20 protein-coding genes and 2 pseudogenes are annotated in these 19825 nt (G+C 68.2%); 14 read left to right on the top strand and 8 right to left on the bottom strand.

Features of this window, described 5'->3' with window-relative positions:
• Positions 1-251: tetratricopeptide repeat protein (locus CC117_RS35740; RefSeq protein ID WP_131803187.1), on the top strand; the 251-nt coding region annotated here is incomplete at its 5' end.
• Positions 252-461: 210 nt separating this feature from the next.
• Positions 462-572, top strand: a pseudogene (locus CC117_RS40830) (IS5/IS1182 family transposase); the annotation flags it as partial.
• A gap of 104 nt (positions 573-676) precedes the next feature.
• On the opposite strand, the gene CC117_RS33465 reads toward CC117_RS40830, so the two are convergent.
• Both CC117_RS33465 and CC117_RS33460 read right to left on the bottom strand, forming a co-directional pair.
• Entirely contained in the window at positions 677-1207 is a 531-nt protein-coding gene (locus CC117_RS33465) for a cupin domain-containing protein (RefSeq protein WP_157905507.1), read from the bottom strand.
• The gene (locus tag CC117_RS33460) at positions 1204-1398 is read right to left on the bottom strand and encodes a hypothetical protein (RefSeq protein ID WP_071092354.1); all 195 of its coding nucleotides are present in this window, start codon (positions 1396-1398) and stop codon (positions 1204-1206) included. The genes CC117_RS33465 and CC117_RS33460 overlap by 4 nt, the downstream gene beginning before the upstream one ends.
• A 408-nt stretch (positions 1399-1806) precedes the next feature.
• Between CC117_RS33460 and CC117_RS33455 the strand changes: the two genes are divergently transcribed.
• The gene (locus CC117_RS33455) at positions 1807-3015 is read left to right on the top strand and encodes an NAD(P)/FAD-dependent oxidoreductase (RefSeq protein WP_071092351.1); all 1209 of its coding nucleotides are present in this window, start codon (positions 1807-1809) and stop codon (positions 3013-3015) included.
• Positions 3012-3908 carry an RNA polymerase sigma-70 factor gene (locus CC117_RS33450; protein ID WP_071092348.1) on the top strand — a complete coding sequence of 299 codons (897 nt, stop codon included), beginning with the start codon at positions 3012-3014 and terminating at the stop codon, positions 3906-3908. The genes CC117_RS33455 and CC117_RS33450 overlap by 4 nt, the downstream gene beginning before the upstream one ends.
• 35 nt (positions 3909-3943) lie before the next feature.
• On the opposite strand, the gene CC117_RS33445 is transcribed toward CC117_RS33450, so the two are convergent.
• On the bottom strand, positions 3944-4588 hold the full coding sequence (locus CC117_RS33445) for a dihydrofolate reductase family protein (RefSeq protein WP_071092345.1): 645 nt from the start codon (positions 4586-4588) through the stop codon (positions 3944-3946).
• Positions 4589-4789: 201 nt separating this feature from the next.
• Between CC117_RS33445 and CC117_RS33440 the strand changes: the two genes are divergently transcribed.
• The 4 genes from CC117_RS33440 to CC117_RS33425 all read left to right on the top strand — a co-directional run bounded on the left by CC117_RS33440 (position 4790) and on the right by CC117_RS33425 (position 7919).
• Positions 4790-5158 (top strand): YciI family protein, encoded by a 369-nt coding sequence (locus CC117_RS33440; RefSeq protein WP_071092340.1) that lies wholly within the window; start codon positions 4790-4792, stop codon positions 5156-5158.
• A complete protein-coding gene (locus tag CC117_RS33435) occupies positions 5155-6390 on the top strand; it encodes an RNA polymerase sigma factor (RefSeq protein WP_071092337.1) in 1236 nt (411 codons plus the stop codon). Before CC117_RS33440 ends, CC117_RS33435 begins: the two co-directional genes overlap by 4 nt.
• A gap of 405 nt (positions 6391-6795) precedes the next feature.
• Positions 6796-7332, top strand: a complete 537-nt coding sequence (locus tag CC117_RS39695; RefSeq protein WP_241830644.1) for a hypothetical protein — start codon at positions 6796-6798, stop codon at positions 7330-7332.
• Complete coding sequence (locus CC117_RS33425; protein WP_241830643.1) at positions 7329-7919, top strand: RNA polymerase sigma factor; 591 nt, start codon at positions 7329-7331, stop codon at positions 7917-7919. The genes CC117_RS39695 and CC117_RS33425 overlap by 4 nt, the downstream gene beginning before the upstream one ends.
• A 99-nt stretch (positions 7920-8018) precedes the next feature.
• Here CC117_RS33425 and CC117_RS33420 read toward each other — a convergent pair whose 3' ends face one another.
• Together CC117_RS33420 and fxsT are read right to left on the bottom strand one after the other, a co-directional pair.
• A complete protein-coding gene (locus CC117_RS33420) occupies positions 8019-8840 on the bottom strand; it encodes an SDR family NAD(P)-dependent oxidoreductase (RefSeq protein WP_071092327.1) in 822 nt (273 codons plus the stop codon).
• Positions 8841-8971: 131 nt separating this feature from the next.
• The gene (gene fxsT, locus CC117_RS33415) at positions 8972-10912 is read right to left on the bottom strand and encodes an FxSxx-COOH system tetratricopeptide repeat protein (protein ID WP_198542078.1); all 1941 of its coding nucleotides are present in this window, start codon (positions 10910-10912) and stop codon (positions 8972-8974) included.
• Between the two features lie 570 nt (positions 10913-11482).
• Between fxsT and CC117_RS33410 the strand changes: the two genes are divergently transcribed.
• From CC117_RS33410 to CC117_RS33400, 3 genes are read left to right on the top strand one after another with little or no spacing between them, the layout of a single operon-like run.
• Positions 11483-13075, top strand: coding sequence for a toll/interleukin-1 receptor domain-containing protein (locus tag CC117_RS33410; RefSeq protein ID WP_206744830.1), 1593 nt, complete (start codon positions 11483-11485; stop codon positions 13073-13075).
• A 55-nt stretch (positions 13076-13130) separates the two neighbouring features.
• The gene (locus tag CC117_RS33405; RefSeq protein ID WP_071092319.1) at positions 13131-14663 is read left to right on the top strand and encodes a S8 family peptidase; all 1533 of its coding nucleotides are present in this window, start codon (positions 13131-13133) and stop codon (positions 14661-14663) included.
• A 6-nt stretch (positions 14664-14669) separates the two neighbouring features.
• Positions 14670-15956 carry an SPFH domain-containing protein gene (locus CC117_RS33400; protein ID WP_131803186.1) on the top strand — a complete coding sequence of 429 codons (1287 nt, stop codon included), beginning with the start codon at positions 14670-14672 and terminating at the stop codon, positions 15954-15956.
• An 8-nt stretch (positions 15957-15964) separates the two neighbouring features.
• Here the strand turns inward: CC117_RS33400 and CC117_RS33395 are convergent, their stop codons facing one another.
• The gene (locus tag CC117_RS33395; RefSeq protein ID WP_071092314.1) at positions 15965-16942 is read right to left on the bottom strand and encodes a LysR family transcriptional regulator; all 978 of its coding nucleotides are present in this window, start codon (positions 16940-16942) and stop codon (positions 15965-15967) included.
• 75 nt (positions 16943-17017) lie between these two features.
• Here CC117_RS33395 and CC117_RS33390 point away from each other — a divergent pair, with 75 nt between their 5' ends.
• Positions 17018-17809, top strand: a complete 792-nt coding sequence (locus CC117_RS33390) for a siderophore-interacting protein (protein WP_407673635.1) — start codon at positions 17018-17020, stop codon at positions 17807-17809.
• Between the two features lie 12 nt (positions 17810-17821).
• Here the strand turns inward: CC117_RS33390 and CC117_RS33385 are convergent, their stop codons facing one another.
• Positions 17822-18187 carry a winged helix-turn-helix transcriptional regulator gene (locus CC117_RS33385; RefSeq protein WP_071092308.1) on the bottom strand — a complete coding sequence of 122 codons (366 nt, stop codon included), beginning with the start codon at positions 18185-18187 and terminating at the stop codon, positions 17822-17824.
• Between the two features lie 116 nt (positions 18188-18303).
• On the opposite strand from CC117_RS33385, the gene CC117_RS33380 reads away from it, so the two are divergent.
• Together CC117_RS33380 and CC117_RS33375 are read left to right on the top strand one after the other, a co-directional pair.
• Positions 18304-18960: an NADPH-dependent F420 reductase gene (locus CC117_RS33380; RefSeq protein ID WP_071092306.1), complete on the top strand. Its 657-nt coding sequence runs from the start codon at positions 18304-18306 to the stop codon at positions 18958-18960.
• Positions 18961-19064: 104 nt separating this feature from the next.
• A pseudogene (locus tag CC117_RS33375) lies at positions 19065-19319 on the top strand (DNA-binding response regulator); the annotation flags it as partial.
• Between the two features lie 79 nt (positions 19320-19398).
• On the opposite strand, the gene CC117_RS33370 reads toward CC117_RS33375, so the two are convergent.
• A partial coding sequence (locus CC117_RS33370) for an RNA-guided endonuclease TnpB family protein (RefSeq protein ID WP_157905506.1) occupies positions 19399-19825 on the bottom strand: 427 nt, incomplete at its 5' end.

The raw sequence follows: 19825 nt of genomic DNA, 5'->3' as shown, positions 1-19825 counted from the left end.
GGGATCCAGAATCCGCCCTACCTCTCGACGAAGACACCTTCAACAGGCGACGTCGGGTTCTTGGACCCGAACATCCAGACACGCTGGCCTCCGCACACAACTTGGCTCTGACCCTGCGCGACGTCGGAAAATATGAACTGGCCCGAGAACTACACGAAGATACGCATGCCCGGATGCAGGAAGTGCTCGGCGTCGATCATCCGGATACTCTGATCTCGGAGGAGAACGTGCATCGACTGAGCGGAAGATAACCACGAAAAACACACGAAAATCGGACGATGTATCCAGGCCGAGTAGTGTGCCACCGTCACGGTAAATCCTTGTAAAACGCCAGGATCACTGGCAGGGATGCCTGCTACCTTGGCATAGGAACCGAACCGGTCAATTGTGCGCCGACTCAGCTTGTTCCGTAGCCATCGTCCGCGCGACTTCGCGTGCCCAAGGAGCCGACAGGCCCCAATGACAAGGGCGTGGATCTGCGGTGGTCCGTCAAGGTCGACAACCACGGTGGCAACGTCCAGGTCGTGGCTGCCCACGACGACAGCTGGCCGCTGTGGGCCTCTGCTCGCCGTCGCCCGGAGGCCTTGGGCCGGGATGCAGTGGTTGACCCCTCCAGTTGATGGAGGCTCGATGATCGGCTCCATGCTGATCCGGCCAGCTTGCGCGTCATCGGCTATCACGACGGGACTGAACCGGGGTCGGGCAGGTGCGGCGCGAGGACTGTCCGGTGCCGCGCCATCAGTTCCTGCGTCAGAGTCCGGCTGGGCGCGGTGCCAGTTCTGGCGACATGCTCCGCGACCTCGGCGAAGTAGTCCTCATAGCCACTGGGAGTGAGGATGGCGACGTAGCGGGCCGGCTCGTCGAACGGATTCCCGAAGCCGTGTGCCAGGCGCCGGCCGGCGAACACCGTCTCGCCCGCGACGGCGGAGTGGAACCCGTCCCCGACGCGGAACCGCAACCGGCCTTCGACGAGCACAAACGTCTCGTCATGGCCCTCGTGAACATGAGGAAGCGGTCCGGGCTCCCCCGGGCCCATTCGCCCCTCCAGCACGGTGAGCCGGCCGAGGGTATCGCTGGCCGTGACCTTGACGAGCATTGACCAGTTCGGAAGGTCGATCCGACGGCCCTCCTCACGGCCCCGGGCGAAGCCCCGCACGGGTTGCTGCCCGGCTGACCGTCCGTCCGGAATATGCGCACCGAATATCACGGTTCTACGTCCTCCGATACGACGACGACCATCTTTCCGCGGTTGTGCTCGTTCAGGAACTCGAGACATGCCTGACCGCCGTCCGCGAGGCGGTACCGCCTGCTGATCGCTACGGGAAGCGATCCGTCCAGCGCCCGGGCGGCCAACGCGTCCAGGTCGCCCGGGCCGGYGCTGGTGATGACGGTCTCCACGRTGAGGTCCTTGTCCTTGAACGCGGCGGTGCCCGGAGCGGGGAAGACAATGTTGAGCAGCCGGCCGTACGGCGCTGGCAGAGGCCGCCGACCCCACTGCGGCCCTGCTCGAGTTCATGACCTCGGTGGTCGAACTCCAGACCCACGACCGTTCACTCTGCCAGGCCGCCGCGTCCCTCTCCGACCATCAGCCCACATTGTGGCGCCGCTACCTGGCAGTGGTTCGAAGGCCTGCGCTCGCCGACGGCGCAGCCTCTGCCACTTCCAGAACCAGACCTGTTCCGCTCGCCAGGCTCTGCCGGTTCGAGGCCGACCACCGCACCAACGAAGTGACCTGCCTCACATACTGTCACACGAAGCGATGACGCGGTGTCTTGAGGCCGAACCCCCTGAAGCGGAGGAGACGCCATGGTCGAGAACACCAGTGTGGTCGTGGTCGGCGGCGGATACGCCGGCGTGATGGCCGCCAATCGCCTGACGCAGCGCGACGACGTGACAGTGACGCTGATCAACCCGCGCCCGACCTTYGTCCATCGGATCCGCCTGCACCAGGTGGTGGGCGGCTCCCACGACGCGGTCGTCGACTACCGAGAGGTCCTGGCCGAGGGCGTCCGGCTGGTCGTCGACACCGCGGCACGGATCGACGCGGYCGAGCGCAGCGTGGCGTTGGCGACCGGCGGTACGGTCGGCTACGACTATCTGATCTATGCCGTGGGTAGTGGCAGCGCCGACTCGGGCGTGCCCGGAGCGGCCGAGTTCGCCTACCCGACTGCGACCCTGGAGGAAGCGGAGCGGCTGCGGGCGGTCCTTTCCGCCGCGCCGGCGACGGCCGCGGTGACGGTTGTCGGGGCCGGCACGCTCGGCATCGAGACCGCCGCCGAGCTGGCGGAGGCCGGCCGTACCGTGACCCTGGTGTGCGGCGAGGTGCTCGGTCCGTATCTGCATCCCCGGGTTCGACGCTCGATTGCCAGGCAGCTGGCCAAGCTTGGTGTGACCATGCTCGAAGGCCCCCACGCGAAGGTTACGGCGGTGATGCTCGATGCCGTGCAGCTCAGTGGCGGCCGCGAGCTGCCGAGCACGGTGACCATCTGGACCGCCGGATTCGGCGTGCCGGACCTGGCCGCGCGCAGCGGGCTGAGCACCGACGCCCTGGGCCGCCTGCTCACCGACGAGACGTTGACAAGTGTGGACGACGTGCGCATCGTCGCGGCCGGGGATTCGGCGGCACCGTCGGACCTGCCGCTGCGGATGAGCTGTCAGGCCGCCATGCCACTGGGCGCGCACGCCGCCGACACGGTGCTCAGCCAGATCGCGGGTGAGCAGCCCGCGCCTGTCAACGTGGGGTTCTTCGGCCTGTGCGTCAGCCTGGGACGTCGCGCCGCCACCGTACAGCTCGCCTCCAGGGACGACACCGCGAACAGGTTCTCCATCGATGGCCGCCTTGCTGCGAAGATCAAGGAAAGCAGTTACCCGGGCTTGGTCAAGCGTCTGGCGGACGAGGCGCGCAAGCCCGGCTCGCACACCTGGAAGTTCAAGGACGGCAAGCGCCGCCAACTGCTGCAGACCACTCGCGGCGAGGCGACGGCCACCGTCGAGCGGGCAGCCGCCGAGATATGAGCGACCACGCCACTGACCCCGCTACCGAGAATTTCGTCGCCTACCGCAACCTGCTCTTCACCATCGCCTACGAGATGCTCGGATCGGCGGCCGACGCCGAGGACGTCCTCCAGGAGACCTGGCTGCGATGGGTCAGGGTCGACCTGGGGCAGGTGCGCGACCAGCGCGCCTACCTGGTCCGGATCACGACCCGGCAGTCGCTCAACCGGCTGCGCGCCATGAAGCGCCGCAGGGAGGCGTATGTCGGCCAGTGGCTGCCCGAGCCGCTGCTCACCGCACCGGACGTGGCCGAGAACGTCGAGCTCGCCGAGAGCGTGTCGATGGCGATGATGATCGTCCTCGAGCGGCTCTCGGCGACCGAGCGGGCGGTGTTCGTGCTGCACGAGGTGTTCGACGTCAGCTACGACGAGATCGCCGAGGCCGTCGGCAGGAGCCCCGCGGCCGTCCGCCAGATCGCGCACCGCGCCCGCCAGCACGTCGATGCCCGCCGCCCTGGCAGGGCAGCATCCCCGAGCGAGACCCGGGCGGCGCTGGAGTCGTTCCAGCGCGCACTCGAGACCGGGAACCCGCAGCACCTCCTCGACGTACTCGCCCCGGAGGTCGTCCTTGTGAGCGACGGCGGCGGGATCAGGCGCGCCGCGCTACGGCCGGTGATCGGCGCGGAGAAGGTGGTCCGCTTCTACCTCGGCGGTTCCGGCAGGACCGAAGGCGTGATCACCTGCGACCCCACCGTGGTCAACGGGAACCCGGCACTCGTCGTACGCCTGGACGGCGAGCTCGACGGCGTCATGGCGATCCGTGTCGAGGGCGCCCGCATCACCGGCCTCTACTTTGTCCGCAACCCGGAGAAACTGTCCCGGGTCGAATCCGAAACCCCGCTCACCCTGCGATGAGGTGGGAGCTCCCCATCGAGGCTGTTGCCGCGTACCTATCGCCGCCAGAAGAAGTGGTGCACCACACCGCTCGGGCTCGGCACGCGCTCCAGGTGGTAGCGGTCGGTCAGCTCGTCCGGGTTGTCCCAGAGGCGGAGACCGGTGCCGAGTTCGAACGGGGCGACGGCGATGTGCATCTCGTCGATCAGGTCCGCGTCGAGGAACTCGCGAACGGTCGTGACGCCGCCGCCGATGCGCACGTCCCGGCCGCCGGCGGCGGCCTTCGCCTGCTTCAGTGCTTCGTGCGGCGTCGTGTCGAGGAAGTGGAAGGTCGTGTCGCTCAGGGTGAACGACGGCCGAACGTGATGCGTGAGCACGAAGACCGGCGTGTGGAAGGGGGGCTCGTCTCCCCACCAGCCCTGCCACTCGTGGTCCGTCCACGGGCCGCGGATCGGGCCGAACTTGTTGCGCCCCATGATCTCGGCGCCGATGTTGCGGGTGAAGTCACGGACGACGTAGTCGTCGAGCCCTCGGCTGCCGTCGGGTTCGGTGCGGTGGACCCAGCTGTCCGTGGCACCGGCCCAGGCGAACAGGCGCCCAGGGTCCGCGTGGCCAAAGGGGCGCTCGAGGCTCTGCTCCTCGCCTGCCCCGATCCCGTCCTGGCTGATGGTGAAGCAGTGGACCCGGACCCGCTGTGTCATGGCCTACCTCCCTGAGCGTGGGCGTCTCGCCCGTCGTGGCCGCGTGCCAGCTGGTGGCCGCGTACCAGGTGGTCGTCGCCGGCGCGCCCCGCGCGACAACGCCGGGGAAGATTTCTGGCTGCGTAGTGTCGCGGGAGCACCGTCGGCGACGACCACCTGGTGAGCTGCCACGCGGGTGGCTGCTCCGCCTAGGAGGAGACCGTGAAGTACCTGATCATCATGCAGATCGACCCGGCCGTGCTGGAGCAGCTCACCGCCGACCAGCAGCGGCAGATCCAGGAGGGGCACGGCGCGTTCATCGCCGCCACCAAGGAGCGCGGTGAGTTCATCGCGGCTCAGGCCCTCGCCGACCCCAGCCAGTCGAAGGTCGTTCGCAGCTCCGGGGACCGGCCCGAGGTGACCGACGGACCGTTCGTCGAGAGCAAGGAGTTCATGGGCGGCTTCTATCTCCTGGACGTCGAGGACGAGGCCCGGGCGGTGGAGCTGGCCCAGCAGATTCCCGATGCCAACATCCCCGGCCTCGCCCTCGAGCTCCGGCCGGTGATGTTCTCCGACCTGGGCGAGGGATGATCCCAGCTGAACCGTTCGGCGAGGGCGAGGGCCGGTGGCGCGAGCTCGCGCGACAGGCCCTCGCCCGGTTGCTGCGCAGCTATGGCACCGCCCAGTTCGACCTGTGCGAGGACGCCGTCCAGGAGGCGCTCCTGCAGGCGTACCAACAGTGGCCGGCGCGGTTTCCCGACGACCCGCTCGGCTGGCTGATCGCGACCGCACGCCGCCGGTACGTCGACCGCGCCCGCAGTGACGCCCGGCGCCGCGACCGCGAGACCCGCGCGACGCTGTTGGCGCCCCCGGTGGCACCGGAGACCGCCCAGCGGGACGACTCGCTGCTGGTGCTGCAGCTGTGTTGCCACCCCGACCTGCCGCGCTCCGGACAGGTCGCGCTGACCCTCCGGGCGGTCGCCGGGCTGACCACCGCCCAGATCGCCAACGTCTACCAGATCCCCGAACGCACCATCGCCCAGCGGATCACCCGGGCCAAGCGTCGCCTCGGCGAGCTCGGCCGGCTGCTACCGCCCCCCGAGCAGGCGGACGAGAGCGTCACCGCAGTGCTCGACGTGCTCTACGTGATGTTCGCCGAGGCACACCACACAACCGCCGGCGCGCCTCCCCGCGACGCGGATCTCGCCGCCGAGGCGATCCACCTGGCCCGGCTCCTTCGCCGCAGCGTCCCCGAGGCCACCGAGGCCACCGGCCTTCTCGCGCTGATGCTGCTCACCGAGGCCCGCCACCCGGCCCGGGTGGGGCCGGACGGGCGCCTCACCTCGCTCGACGAGCAGGACCGGGCCCTGTGGGACAAGGAGCTGATCGGCGAGGGCATCAGGCTTGTCGAGCAGGCCACCCCCGGCGCCGACCCCGGCCCCTACCTGCTCCAGGCCTGCATCGCCGCTCTGCATGCCGAAGCGCCCGACATCGCGACAACTGACTGGGTCGAGATCCTCGCGCTCTACCGGCTTCTCGAGATCGTGACCGGTCACCGGAACCCCACGATCACCCTCAACCGCATCGTCGCCCAGGCCATGGTCGACGGCATCGACGTCGCCCTCGCCGGGATCGACGCGCTGGAAGCCGACCACCCTGGCCTTCCCCGCCTGGGCGCCGTCCGCGCCCACCTCCTGGAGCAGGCCGGCAGACCGGACGACGCGGCCACGGCCTACCGGCGAGCCATCGCCGCCACCGTCAATCTCGCCGAGCAACGCCACCTCAGGCACCGCCTGCGACGCCTGTCCGACGCACACACCTGACGCACACACCTGACGCGCGAAGTCGTGCTCCACAGCGTCACACCGGACCGCATGYCGGACATGTTCTGGGCAGCCGATCCATGTCGACGCCGGAGGTTGATCAGAATGGGGCTGCCGGAGGACGACGAGCTGGATCGCCGCATGCGGTCCGCGGACCTGGTCGGGCCGGCTCTGGCGACCGGCGCGGACGTCGGCCGCCTGGTCAACGAGCTTGCGAGGGCGGTCGTCGACACCGACGCCGGGTCGACAGGCAGGACCACAGGCGGGACCGCAGGCAGTACCGCAGGCGGGACCGGGTCGATCGGCACGACGACGGAGCGGCTGGACCGGTCGACGCAGTCACGACGCCGGGGACCGACGTCGAGGCGAGTGCCGGGAAGACCTCGCGCGTGGCAACGTGTGGCTGTGGCCGGGCTTGCGGCCGCAGCGCTCCTGGGAACAGCGTTCGCGTCCAGCGACGGCCTCGCCCGCACGGGAATCTTCGGCTCGCCGGGATTCACCGAGAGCGACACCAGCGAGTGGCTCAACACCGGTGCGCCGGATTTCCGCGAGGTCGTGGAGTCGTTGCGTCCGTCCGACATCCCGCTGCCGGCCGGGCGCAGCTGGCAGCCCGTGATCGACACCCAGGTCGCCAATGGCCAGCGGGAGCCCGCGATGATGCAGGTCACCGGCGTCCGGTCGGCCTTCGCCCACTACGCGGTCTGTGTCTGGGACGGTGAATGGCTCGCCGCACGGCAGGCGGGTGACACCGCCCGGGTCGGGCAGGCCGCAGAGGTCATACGCGGCGTGCCATCGTGGCCCATCTTCGTCGAGACCGATGGGGGCGGCACCGTCGACTGGCTTCGCTCCATCGCCGAGGCCGCGACTCACGGCGACGAGGGCCCGATCCGCCAGGACATCAGGGCGAACTGCAGCTCCAGCTGGATCGGTGTCGACCAGTGAGATCTGAGCCTGTCAGCTCGGGTGCCGAGGCAGCATCGAGAACCGCGGCGACAACGACCGAGGAATGGTTCACCGGCCTTGTGAGTGCGGTCGGCCCACGGCTTCTGGCTTTCCTCGCCCGCCGGATCGACCCGCCAGCCGACGCCGCCGACCTGCTCGCAGAGGTCCTGATGACCGCGTGGCGCCGGGTCGCCGACCTGCCGTCCGACGGCGACGCGGCCGCCGCCTGGCTGTTCGGCATCGCCCGCCACACGCTCGCCAACCACCGCCGCGGCCAGACCCGCCGGGCCGCGCTGGCCGATCGTCTTCGCACCCATCTCGCCACGGTCATCCCGGCGTACGACGCGCTGCCCGAGCAGGCCGTCGAGATCCGGGCCGCGCTGGCACAGCTCACCGAGGCCGACCAGGCGGTGCTGACGCTGGCCTGCTGGGACGACCTGACCGCCGACGAGATCGCCGAGATCCTGCGGATCACGCCGTCGGCGGTCAGACAACGCCTGCGCCGTGCCCGGGAGCGACTGCGCCAGGAACTGGCCGTCTCTCACCCGGCAACCGATCAGGTGGCCTCATCGGAAAGTCCCGCCTGACCGCGCGGCTCACCAGCGCGACTCACTCGCCCGTCCGTTCCGCTGGTCGATGGGCACGATTGCCGTGACCGACCGCGTCGCGGCGGCTGGCAAGCGGTTTCAGGTGGTTCGGCCGTCGAACCGCGTGAGCAGGTCCAGGGTGAGGCTGCGGAGGCGGCGGGCGTCGTCGAGATACTGCGATTCCGGCTCCAGTGGCACGCGCTGGCCTTCCAGTACGGCGGTCAGCCGTTCCTGCTCGGGTGGCTCGAGGAACGGGAGGATCTGGGCGACGGCGGTGGCCACCGACTTGCCGATCACCTTCAGCTGGTCGATCTGCGTGGCGGTCGCCGGGTCGTACTCCCCGGCAAAACTCGTGGCCACCACGCCCGGGTGGTTCAGGACGTACCGGATGCCGGTGTCGGCGTGCGTGTCCACGACGTCGACGCCAAGCAGGTCGTTGAGCCGGCCGGCGTGGCCCATCGCACCGACACCGTGGTAGCCGCGTTCCAGCTGAAGGTCGTCCCACCGGACCGGGCCGGTCTGTCCGGCGCCCCCGAAGTTGAGGACGACCGGGCTCTCGGCCCGGCTCAGCGGGCCGACCAGGCCATGGCTGAGCAGGAACCGGCTGAGGTAGAACAGCGCGAAGTTGCTCTCGAACCCATCGGCGGTCAGGGCGCGGGTCTGCCGGTGGAATCGCGCACCGAGCACGAGGACGTCGAGAACCGGGTACTGCTCGGAGATCTGGTCGGCCAGGCGGCGGTTCTCGGCCACCCTGCTCAGGTCGGCGCTGACGAACCGGGCCCGTTCGCCGGCGGCCTCGAACGCCCTGCCCTTCTGCCTGTCGCGTCCGACGACGAGCACCTCGAACCCTCGACGGAGATACACCTCGGCGAGCCCTCGGCCAATGCCGTCGGTGCCGCCCGTGATCACTGCCGTAGCCATCCGTAGCTTCTCCTTCCTGGAAGAAGGCCATCCAGACCAGCGATTCTGATCTATCGGGCGGGGCTCTCGAAGACGAGCGACGGTGTGCGGATCCGAGCCGACCGCGGCTCGGTGGGGTCCGGCAGGAGAACTCAACTGTCGCTCGGACTCCGGGGACTGTCGTCGGGGTAGGACGTCGCCGCGATATCGGGGTGGCTCTCGCCCAGCTTTCGCACCGCGCGGGGAAGACTGTCGATGGCATGGTCCCGGGCCCGCCCGTCGCCGCGGGCCTGCCAGACCGCAACGAGGTTGACCGTCGTGCGCATGGTGTCAGGATGATTGTCACCCAGTGTGCGCAGCGCTTGGTCGAGGTTGTCCTCGAGGAGATGTCGAGCAGCTGCCAGATCGCCCTGCGCCAGCAGGATCGCCCCGAGATAGTTGGTTGCCCGGATGATGTGTGGATGGTCCTGGCCGAGGACGCGGGAGCCGCGTTCACGGACGTCCTCAAAATACCGTCGCGCCGGTTCGTAGTCATGTTCGACGAAATAGGTCGCCGCGATCTGTGCCGTAACGGTGATCGCGTGCGGATGATCTGCACCATGAATAYGGCGGACGCTGGTGAGCAGTTCCTCGTCCTCGCCGGGCTCCGGGGTCGATCGGCTGCGCTCGAGGCTGACCCCTCGGTGCCGCATGCGCCTGAAGGTGAGTACCTGTTGGGCTTCCTCCGGCTGGTTCTGTGCCCACATGGTCGCTGCCAGGTTGGCCGCGGCGAGCATCGAATCGAGATGTCCCGCTCCGAGCGTGGTGGTCCACCGCCGATGTGCGTGCTCGGCCAGGCGACGACTGTTCGTGTAGTCGCCGGCCGCACGAAGGGACCACACCAGCCAGAGGACGAGGTCCCGGGCAGCGGCGGTCGGGAAGTCCACGAGATCGGTTGCGACCGCGTGCGGGTACAGCCCCCCGTACGCCCTCCAACCCGACGGCGCCGTTCGGTGTTCTGGATGCGCCGCGGCCAGCAGGTGCCGAGCCGCGTCCAGCAGCACACTCCGCTGCCCGGCCGGGGTGGCTTCCTGAAAGATCGCCCGGGCCAGTCGGTGCATCATCACCGTGTCGTCCTGCAAGGGGCGAATCACCGAAGCGCGCGCCAGGTGGCGGACGAGGTCCCGATACGCCAGCGGGTCCTGGGCCACAGTGTCCAACGGTGGCGGAAGCATGCTGGCGACCCCGGGATGGATGAGGCTCACCGGGATAGGCCGTGGGCCGAACTGCGCCCATAGCAGCGTGAGCGTGGCTGCGGCAGGATCATCAATGGCCATCAGGACCTCGGTGAACGTGGCTGCGACCGAGACGTGCCCCGGCGGCGGGTTGCGGCTCAGCACATCCCGCACACGTGACCGCAGGTGTTCGAGGTAGGAGTCCACAGGTGTCGCGGTCTCCGCGAGCCACGATCCGGCTGACTCCAGGGCCAGCGGCAGGTAGCCGACCGCTTCGGCGACGCGGTTGGCTTCGCGCGCGGTGAGTCGCGGCGCCCTGGCAGACAGCAGGGCGACAGCATCACGTTCTGGCAACTCACACAGCTCGAGCGGAACCGCGAGGCTGGACCACGCCGGATCCCGCGCTGTTATGAGCAGATTGCCACCGGTGGTACGGGCCGCGGCGGAGAGCAACCCATGTAGGTCGGCGGGCTCCTCCGCATTGTCAAGCACCACCAACCAGCGCGGGAACCGGCTTCCCTCCGCCAACACCGCGACTGCGGCGGAGGCGGATCCCTCCGCATCTCCCCGCACGCCGATCTCCAGCCGGTCGGCAAGGGAGGCCAGCGTCGCCAGGAGGCTCGCCGGCTGCTCCGCGGGCAGCCACCATACGAGGTCGTAGTCACCGGCATGCCGATAGGCGTACTCCACCGCGAGCTGGGTCTTCCCGACACCCGGAAGACCGAGGAGGACCTGAGGCAGGTTCCGGTCGCCGGACCAGCCCGCACGCAGGGCCGCAAGTTCCGGCAGCCGGCCGACAAAGTGCGGGTTCCTCAGCCACGGAACCGACCAGGGCACCATCCATGCCTGCGGGGCCACGGCTGGAGCAGCCGGCGTCACGGTCTCATCCGTGCCGGGCCCGACACCCGGCGCCTCCGTGAGGTGCGCTGCCCGGGCCCGCTGCCAGCGGGCTCGCCATTCCTCCACATCGCCGCCGCAGGCCCGCACAAATCCGAGCGTGACCTCCAGAGACGGAAACTCCCGACCGCCGGCCGCCCTGCTCAGTGCCGTCCGACCCACATGAGCCAAAGCAGACATTTCCCCGTATGGAGGCGTCGCGGCCCCGTACCGCAACACCCGAAGCTGTTGCGCGAAGTCATGTAGCGCCTCTCCGGGTGCCCCGGGCACCGGCAGCTCCGGCCGGCCACGCCTGGCCGACACGCTCTCCCCCGACATACGCCCCCCGATGTGCGCCGGAGACAACTCTGCGTAGTTGTCCGCTTCAGATCGTAGCAGTGCTGGTCATAGGCGCCGGACAACGCACAAACTCGGCGAACGCAGGATTTGACCGGGGATAACTCAAGGACCAGGAGGAGCCGGTACGCGCGGTACGCTGATTCTCCGATCCTCTTCATTCATCAAAAGATCAACTTCTTTAGGGACACCGACCTATCGGCGTCGAGGGCGGGCATGAGCCAGCGTAGTCATGACGGGCATCACCCGGGCCCGTTACACTTCTACGTCACGCATGCCACCAGCGATCAGCCATGGGCCGAATGGATAGCCGACCAGCTCGAAAGAAAGGGATTCACTGTCGAGCTGGGCACCCGGGACTGGCTCGCAGGCGAGTCGTATCTCGGCCGCATGAGCTCCGCACTGCAACGCGCCCAGTGCATCATCGCGATATATACCGACGACTTCTTCACCGGCGCAGACCTGCATCGCGCTCCGCACAACAGCGCGCTCTACCGGGGCCGGAAAGTGGTACCAGTGCAAGTACAGCCGTGCCAGGTTCCCGACATTGTCGCGGACGTTGTCCCTGTCGACCTGGTCGGGGTCGACGAGGCCGAGGCTGCCGACCGGCTGGCTGCCGGGATCGGCGCCTCCCCGAGTGGTCTGGCCAGAGGAATATTCTACCCCGGCCCCTCGACAAGCCCTGGCCATTCCGAACCCCGTTCGGACGTCGGGCTCCCTGCTCCCCCGATTACCCAGGAGCAGGCAGCCGCCGAGCGCCTCGAGCCGGAAGCCGCTTTCGGGACCGCAAAGTCGTTGCTCTTCAGCCCCGATGGCAGATGGCTGGTGACCGTTGAGGAGTTCGGTGCAGTCCGCGTATGGTCCGTGGACACCGGGAGCCTGATCGGCAGCCTGGTTTCCGGAGCAGGCCGGGTCTCGACTGTGTTCGGCCACGACTCGTCCATGCTGACAGTCGTCAGCTCCGACGGTGTCGGCAGGCAGTTGTCCATCGGACCGCAGCAGTCAGTGACGATTGGAGCCGAGTACCGGTGGCGGCCGGGCAGCGACGCGCTACGGCTCGTAGCCGACCACTCCGGCGCCGCGGTTGTAGCGACCTCCCGGTTCGGCGCCTGGCGCTGGCACCCCAACGCCGAGGCGCCGGAGCTGCTGCTGCCTGGCACAGACCTGCAGGTGCCGTTTGACGTCAGTCAGGACAGCCGTCTGTACGCCGTGGCGACCGACGCGTGCGACGAGGTCCATGTGCGTTCGCTCGGAGGAAGTCCAGAGCCGCTCTGGTCAGTGGACCACCGCCCGGCAGTCACCCGTGTCCAGCTCAGTCCTGCGGGAAGATGGCTCGGGACAGCCGACGAGACCGGTGCCGTCAGGGTCTGGGACACCGGGTCAGGGTTGCTCCGTTTCGGCCCCGCCGCCGCGGAATTCGGTTTTTCCTTCAGTCCTGACGAACGCCGGGTGGCGCTTGGCCTGGCCGGGAAGATCTCGATAGTCGACCTTCTCGCCGACGAGACCTGGACATGGGAAGAGCATGAGGGGATGCTCCGGCCACATCGCCTCACATACTCGCCTGGTGGCGAATATCTAGCTGTGAGCTGCRCAGCCCGGAGTGACGTATATATCCTCGAGGCGAGGCGGCCGGGAAGCTCCTCTGTACGCCTTCGACATCGAGGCTGGGTCAACTCAGTCGCATTCTCCCCAGACGAGCACGTCCTTCTGGTTGCTAGCAGGACACACCGGGTCCAGGCGTGGCTTGTCGAATCTGGGCCGACCGCTCGGGCCGTTTCCTCGTGCAACCAGAAGAAGGATATCGGTTGACGACTCGTAATCTTCGCGAGCACTGCTTCGACAGCTACACGACACGGGGGCGATCATGAGATGGGATGTGCCGGATCCACAGAAGGTTTCTCTCGCAAGATCCGTCATAACTGCCGCACTCGAGGAACGACTTGYACAGGAGGAGACACGGGCCGGTAAGCCCGGGCAGGTCCGGGTCATCTTCGACCTGAACCCGGATTTCCCTCAGGGCCGCGTGGCAGCGGGCGAACGAGTATACAATCTTCTCGGCGAAGCATTTTCGTTGTTCGGATCAATGAACAGCAGGGCCCAGTCCCTGTCTGGTCTCACCCGTGAGCTTGGTCGATCCTACGTCGTCGAGGAACTTCACCCAGAAGTCGTTCGGTGGATTGTCCGTATTGACATCGAGCGCGCCCAGTACGAGTTCGGAAGTTTTAATCTCCGTGCGATCAGGCGAGTATGGCCGGACTTCGAGGTACACCCGCTTCTGATGAAGTCAGTTGCCACGATCAAGGCTGATGCAGCGCGCGCAACATTCGGCGCGAATGGCGAGGGAATAAACTGGGCCGTCGTCGACTCGGGGGTCGACGCAAGCCATCCCCATTTCGCCAAATGGAGAAACCTCGACCTGCCCACCCCACTCGAGCACGTCGATCTCGTTGCCGCGTTCAATCCCCACTATCGCCAGAACACCCCTGCAGAGTACCTGGCTGCTGGCCGTAACATGGCGACCGTAGATATGCTCGGCCTCGGCCACGGAACCGCTGTCGCGGGAGTCATAGCGGGCGAAGTCACCGCCGACGACCACAACAACCATCTCCAGGTACGGAGAAACCTCCTCGACGGGGACAACACGATCGATGGACAGGTCAGCTCGATCACGGAGATCAGCGGAGTGGCACCCCGTACCAAAATTGTTAGCTACAAGGTCTTCAACGCCCGGCAGCCGGCCTACGTCAGCAGCGTGATAGCAGCACTGGAACACATTCAGCGTGTCAACGACTACGGACGGGACATCCGCATACATGGCGTGAACCTCAGCCTTGGCTACGTGTTCCGTTCGGAGTGGTTCAACGGGGGGTACTCGCCGCTCTGCAACGAGGTCGACCGACTGGTCCAGACGGGGGTTGTCGTCGTGATCGCGGCAGGCAACTCAGGATCGACCGGCGTCGGCGACCTCGGCGTCGGTATGACGATCAACGACCCGGGTAATGCCATGCGGGCGATCACGGTGGGCTCGACCCACCGAGACTCTCCCCACCGCTTCGGAATCTCCTACTTCTCGTCGAAGGGTCCGACCGGAGACGGGCGGTTCAAGCCCAACATCGTGGCTCCGGGAGAGTTCATCGTCAGTTCGGCCAGCTCCGACGCCAAACCGGAAGACGACGAATGGGACGGTTCCCACTACGCAGAGTTCACAGGCACCAGCATGTCCGCTGCACACGTCTCTGGAGCGATCGCCGCATTTCTCTCGGTCCGGCGCGAGTTCATCGGCCAGGCCGACAAGATCAAGGAAATCTTCCTTCACTCGGCCACCGATCTCGGGCGGGCGCGCGAGTTCCAGGGGGRTGGGCTGGTCGACGTGATGCGCGCTATTCAGTCGGTGTGATGCGCAGTGGTCCTCGAATCACGCACGCCTGAACGCGAGCGCCTCCAAGATCTGTTCGGGCGACTCGCTGAGATCTGTAGATCAAATCTCTTCATCGCGGCCTTCGTGGCCGTCGGATCCACAACGGCCGTCCTACTGATGGTCGTAAGACACCCCCATCTCGGCCTCGGGCTGATCTTGATGTCACTCCTGGTGATTGCAGGTCGAAAAATGGCGAACCTAGTAGATTCTCTCGGGCCAGACGAAGTCGCGGTGGTCACTGGCAGATGGTCACCGGAACCCAAGATCGTCACCGAGGGGAAAGTGATTCGACAGCCCGGTGACAGGGTTACGAAGATGTCGCTGGCCTGGCAGCCGGTCAGTTTTGAGGTCGAGTGCCGCACCTTCGACGAGATTCCGGTTGCCTTCGGCGCGACGGGATCCTTCAGACTCCGCTACGACCTCCGGGCTCTGGCTGCCGTGGCCCGAGCTTTCGGAGGGAACCACGGCACCATGAAAGATCACGTGAAGGCCTGCTACATGGGACAGCTGCGTGACGTGGTCGGGGCATCCACGGCAGCAGATATAGACCGGAACGCGGGACATGCGACAGCCGAGGCCATGCGCCGCTCTGTGCACATACTTTCGCGCGACGGGTTTGAGCTAAGCCCGCTGGTCGCCGAACGTGTGGATTTTTCTGACGAATGGAGGAACGAGCAGGGGCAGCGGCAGGTGCTGGAGGCCAGGTCGCATCGGGTGACTCGGGAGCTGGAAATCGAACGAGCGGTTCATCGTGAACGCGCGATGTTTGCCGCAATGGAGCAGGAGATCAAGGCAGAAGCGACAGCCAAGTCGAATTCGATAATCGAACTCGAGCGCATCAGGATAGCCGAGGCCCATCTGGCGCTCAACCGTAAGAAACGGTCCGACGATCGCGAGCACGAGCAGGCGATGGCCGTGATCGAGGCCTTCCGGCTCGCCGAGATGCTGAGGACGAAGGCTGGCTACCACGAGGTTCTGATCCAGCAGCAGATCGTCGAGAGACTTCCCGAGATTCTCGAGGCAAAAGGAAAGCTGGTTCCCAACCTTCGGACCTACATTGGCGGCTCTCAGGGGAAGGGGCTGGTCGAACTGATCACGGGGCTCGCCGCCATCGGCCCGGATATTATGCCTGAGCTTCGGGACGTGATAAACAGCCTGAGCAAGTCCGGATCCCCGGATGCGATAACCGGACCGGACCCCGGTCCGGCCACAGGCCCTCGTCCCGGAGATGGCAGCCAGATCGTGCCTCCCGACGACGCGGAGACGCCCTAGACATCAGCTCACACAGGCCGCGGCGGCGCAGCGCCGGTCGGCGAATGGTCCCCCTGCGGGAAGTCGAGGGCGAGAGCCTGGCGGACGGTGTCGCGGATGCGGTCGCGGAGCCAACGGTGCGGCGCGTCGGCGTCGTAACGGGGATGCCACGCCTGCGCGATGGTCAGCGTGGGCAGGTCGAGGCCGATGTCGAGGGCTACCAGGCCGAGGCTGGTGAGCAGGCTGCGACCAAGCCGGGCGGGTACCAGGCCGACCAGGTCGCTGCCGGCGACGAGCAGCAGCGCGGCGGAGTGGGACGGAACCGAGACGGCGACCGTCCGGCGCAGGCCCCGCGCCGCGAGGGCCTCGTCCAGCGGGCCGGCGAACCGCCCACGGCGGGATGCGGTGACATGCCGGGCGGCGGCGAGGCGTTCCGGCGTCAGACGGCCCCGGGTCAGCGGATGCCCGGCGCGGACGACGGCGAGGGCCTGCTCCTCGGCCAGGACCTCGATGTGGATCTCCGGCGAGGTCGAGTCGATCTCGCCGACCTCCAGGTCGGCCGTCCCGTCCCGGAGGGGGTCCTCGGTCGCGGACGGCTCGGGGAGGAACCGCACCCGCACACCGGGGGCTTCCCGGCTCAGCCGGTCGAGCAGATCGACGCCGATCGCGGTGGTCAGCGCGTCGCTGGCCAGGATCGTGAACGTCCTCGCGAGGGTGGCCAGGTCGGGTTCCCGAAGCGGGGTGAACACCGCGTGGGCCCGTTCGACCAGGGCGTGCACCTCAGCCTGGACGGCGAGCGCCCGCGGGGTGGGCACCATCCGATGGCCGGCGCGCACGAGGACCGGGTCGTCCATCGCCCGTCGTATCCGCCCGAGCGCGCGGCTGACCGCAGACTCCGTCAGTCGCAGCCGCCGCGCGGCACCGTTGACGCTCCCCTCCGCCAGCAGGGCGTCGAGAGCCACCAGCAGATTGAGGTCCAACGACGACGCCGATTGCATGCCATGCATTTTGCCATTGAGTAAGTTGCATTTGAGTGCAGGTCATCCCCTGCCTACGCTCGCCCTGTGACTGATGACTCCCCCGTGGCATCCCCTGCTCGCCCTCGGCGGGGGCCCCTCGCGCTGCTGGACCGGCTGCTGCTGCGCACGCGGGTCGACAGTGTCGACCCGCTGGCCCGGAGCACCCGCCGGATCGTCCTGACCGGCCCCGCGCTCGCCGGCCTCACCTGGACACCCGGCCAGAACGTGACGCTCTTTCCCCGGGACCCGACCCTGCTGGGCAACTGGCGGCAGGGCCTTCGCGACATCAAGCGCAGCTACTCCGTCTGGGAGTACGACCCGGACGGACGGCTGGTGCTGGCCGTGTACGACCACGGCGGTGACGCCCCCGGAGCGGCCTGGGCACGAGGCGTCGCCCCGGGAGACGAAGCGATCATCACGAAGCCGGACGGCCATCTCGTCGCGCGCACCGAGGCGGCCCTCCACCTGTTCGTCGGTGACGACACCGCGGCGGTTCCCTTCGGCGCGATCCTGCGCGGGCTGCCCGCGTCCGCCCAGGTCCGCGGCGTGTTCGAGTGCGACAGCCCGGCGGACGCGCTGCCGCTCCCCCGTGCCGAGCACCTCACCTGGACCTACCGTGACGGCGCCTCGGCCGCCGACTCCCCGCTGCTTCCGGCGGCGCTCGCCGGCCTCGACCTGCCCGATCCCCGTGAGCCCGCCGACACCGGCGCCGAAGGCCGGCCGGTCGCCTACGTTGCCGGTGAGGCCCGGACCTGCCAGTCCGTCCGCCGCCATCTGGTGAGCGAGCGGGGCTGGGACCGCCGGCAGATTGTCGTCCAGCCGTTCTGGACCCCGGGCAAACGAGGCATGGACTGACCCCCGCCAAGGTCACGACGTTTTCTCCTGAGCGTTCAGCAACTCGTCCCCGTGCTCGATGATCCAGTCGCCGAGCGCCTGCATCGGGCCGTCGACCAGGCTCTGYCCCAGCGCCGTCAGCGCGTATTCGACCCGCGGCGGAGCCTGGGCGAAGGCGCGGCGCTCCAGCAGCCCGTGCGCGCACAGTCGGCGTAGTGCCTCGGTCAGGACCTTGTCGCTCAGGCCGCCGATGGCGGCACGCAGTTCGCGGCGCCGGCGGGGGCCCCGGCGAAGAGCTGTCAGCACGACCGGGTCCCAGGTGTGGGTGAACAGGTCGGTCACCGCCCGGACACGGCAGTCCGCCACGAGCTCCTCACAGTCTCGTCCCTGGTCGTTCATCCCTGTCATGGTCGCAGGTCTCGCGCGCACCGACTGGTGTGTAACGGCCGCCCTAAGGTCGCCGTCGAAGTGGGTCGACGTGGTCGGCGCGAGTGCGGGGAAGGCGAGGAGGAATCATGCGAATCGGGATTCTGGGTACCGGAACCCTGGCGGAGGGCCTTGGGCGAGGCTGGGTCCAGGCCGGGCACGAACTGGTGATCGGCGGACGGTCCCGTGCGAAGGCGGACGCGCTCGCCGAGAGCCTCGGCGGGCCGACGCGGGCGGCCACCCCGCGTGAGGCCGTCACCGGGCGCGACGCCATACTCCTGGCCGTGTTGTGGTCGGGGGTCGACGACATTCTGCGCAGTGCCGGCGCGGCCGACGGCGCACTGGCGGGAATGCCGTTGATCGACCCGACCAATGCCGTCGAGCACGGTGTCGGTGTGCTGCTCACCGAGCACGGCGCCTCGGCCGCGGGCCGGATCGCCGCGGCGGCTCCGGGCGCTCACGTCGTGAAGGCCTTCCACCTCCATCCGGCCGACCAGTGGACGCGCCGTCCCGTGGGCGCCGGCGAGGAAAGCCCGGCGCCCACGGTGACGATCTGCGGCGACGACGCGACGGCGCTGCGGGTCGTGAGCGCCCTCATCAGTGACGTCGGTGGTGTGCCGGCCGTACTGGGACCGCTCGACCGCGCCCGGCAGCTCGAGGAGGTCGCGGGCTTCGTCATCGGCCTGGCGTTCGCCGGTTTCGATCCCGCTTCCGCCGTTCCCCACGTCCCGGCGGGGGGCGCGTGAAGCCGCCGGTGCCAGCACGGCTGCGCCGAGGACCGCCGCCCTGCCCCACAGCACCGGCAGCCGGCGGGGTGCGGCGGCGGCCGGGTCACCCGCACGGCCGAGTGGTCGAGGAGCGGTACGCCACCGATCTGCTCTCCGGCGACACCAGCCGGAGCGGCTATCTCCTCAAGGATCGGGTGGCCCAGGTACCGGAGTTCCTCGCCGCGCTGCGYCGGGTCCTCGACGGCGGCACCGCGCTCGACCCCGAGGTCGTCGCGCAGCTGATGGTGCGCCGGCGCCGCGATCCGCTCGAACGGCTGACCCCGCGGGAACGGGACGTCCTGCGCCTGATGGYGGAGGGCCGGTCGAACAGCGGGATCTTGACATCCTCTCCGGCCTGAAGGCCGAAGATTCCTGTACCTCGCGATACAGGTTCCTGATTCGTCAACGGACGCCTCCTCACTCCTGGGAGCGAGGTGGTCTCACTCCCTCTCCACAGGCAGCAACCGCGAGCCCCGCGGCCAGAATGTTCGTCGCCGCGTTCACGTCCCGATCGTGGACCGTGCCACAGCGRYGGCAGGTCCATTCCCGGACGTCGAGCGGCAGCTTCTCCACCCTCGACCCGCACACCGAACAGGTCTTGGACGACGGRYAGAACCGGTCGATCACGATGACGGTGCGGCCATACCAGCCGGCCTTGTACTCCAGCATCCGCCACAGCTCCGACCAGGACGCATCGGAAATCACACGCGCCAGCGAGTGGTTGCGGACCATGGAACGCACAGACAGATCCTCGATGACCACCGTTTGGTTCTCGCGGATGATCCTCGTGGACAGCCTGTGCAGACGATCGCGCCGCCGGTCCGCGATCCGACCATGGATCCTC

Source organism: Parafrankia colletiae (assembly GCF_001854655.1).
Taxonomy (GTDB): Bacteria; Actinomycetota; Actinomycetes; order Frankiales; family Frankiaceae; genus Parafrankia; species Parafrankia colletiae.
The sequence above is the reverse complement of the archived record's forward strand: the minus strand, read 5'-3'. Positions and strand labels throughout refer to the sequence as shown.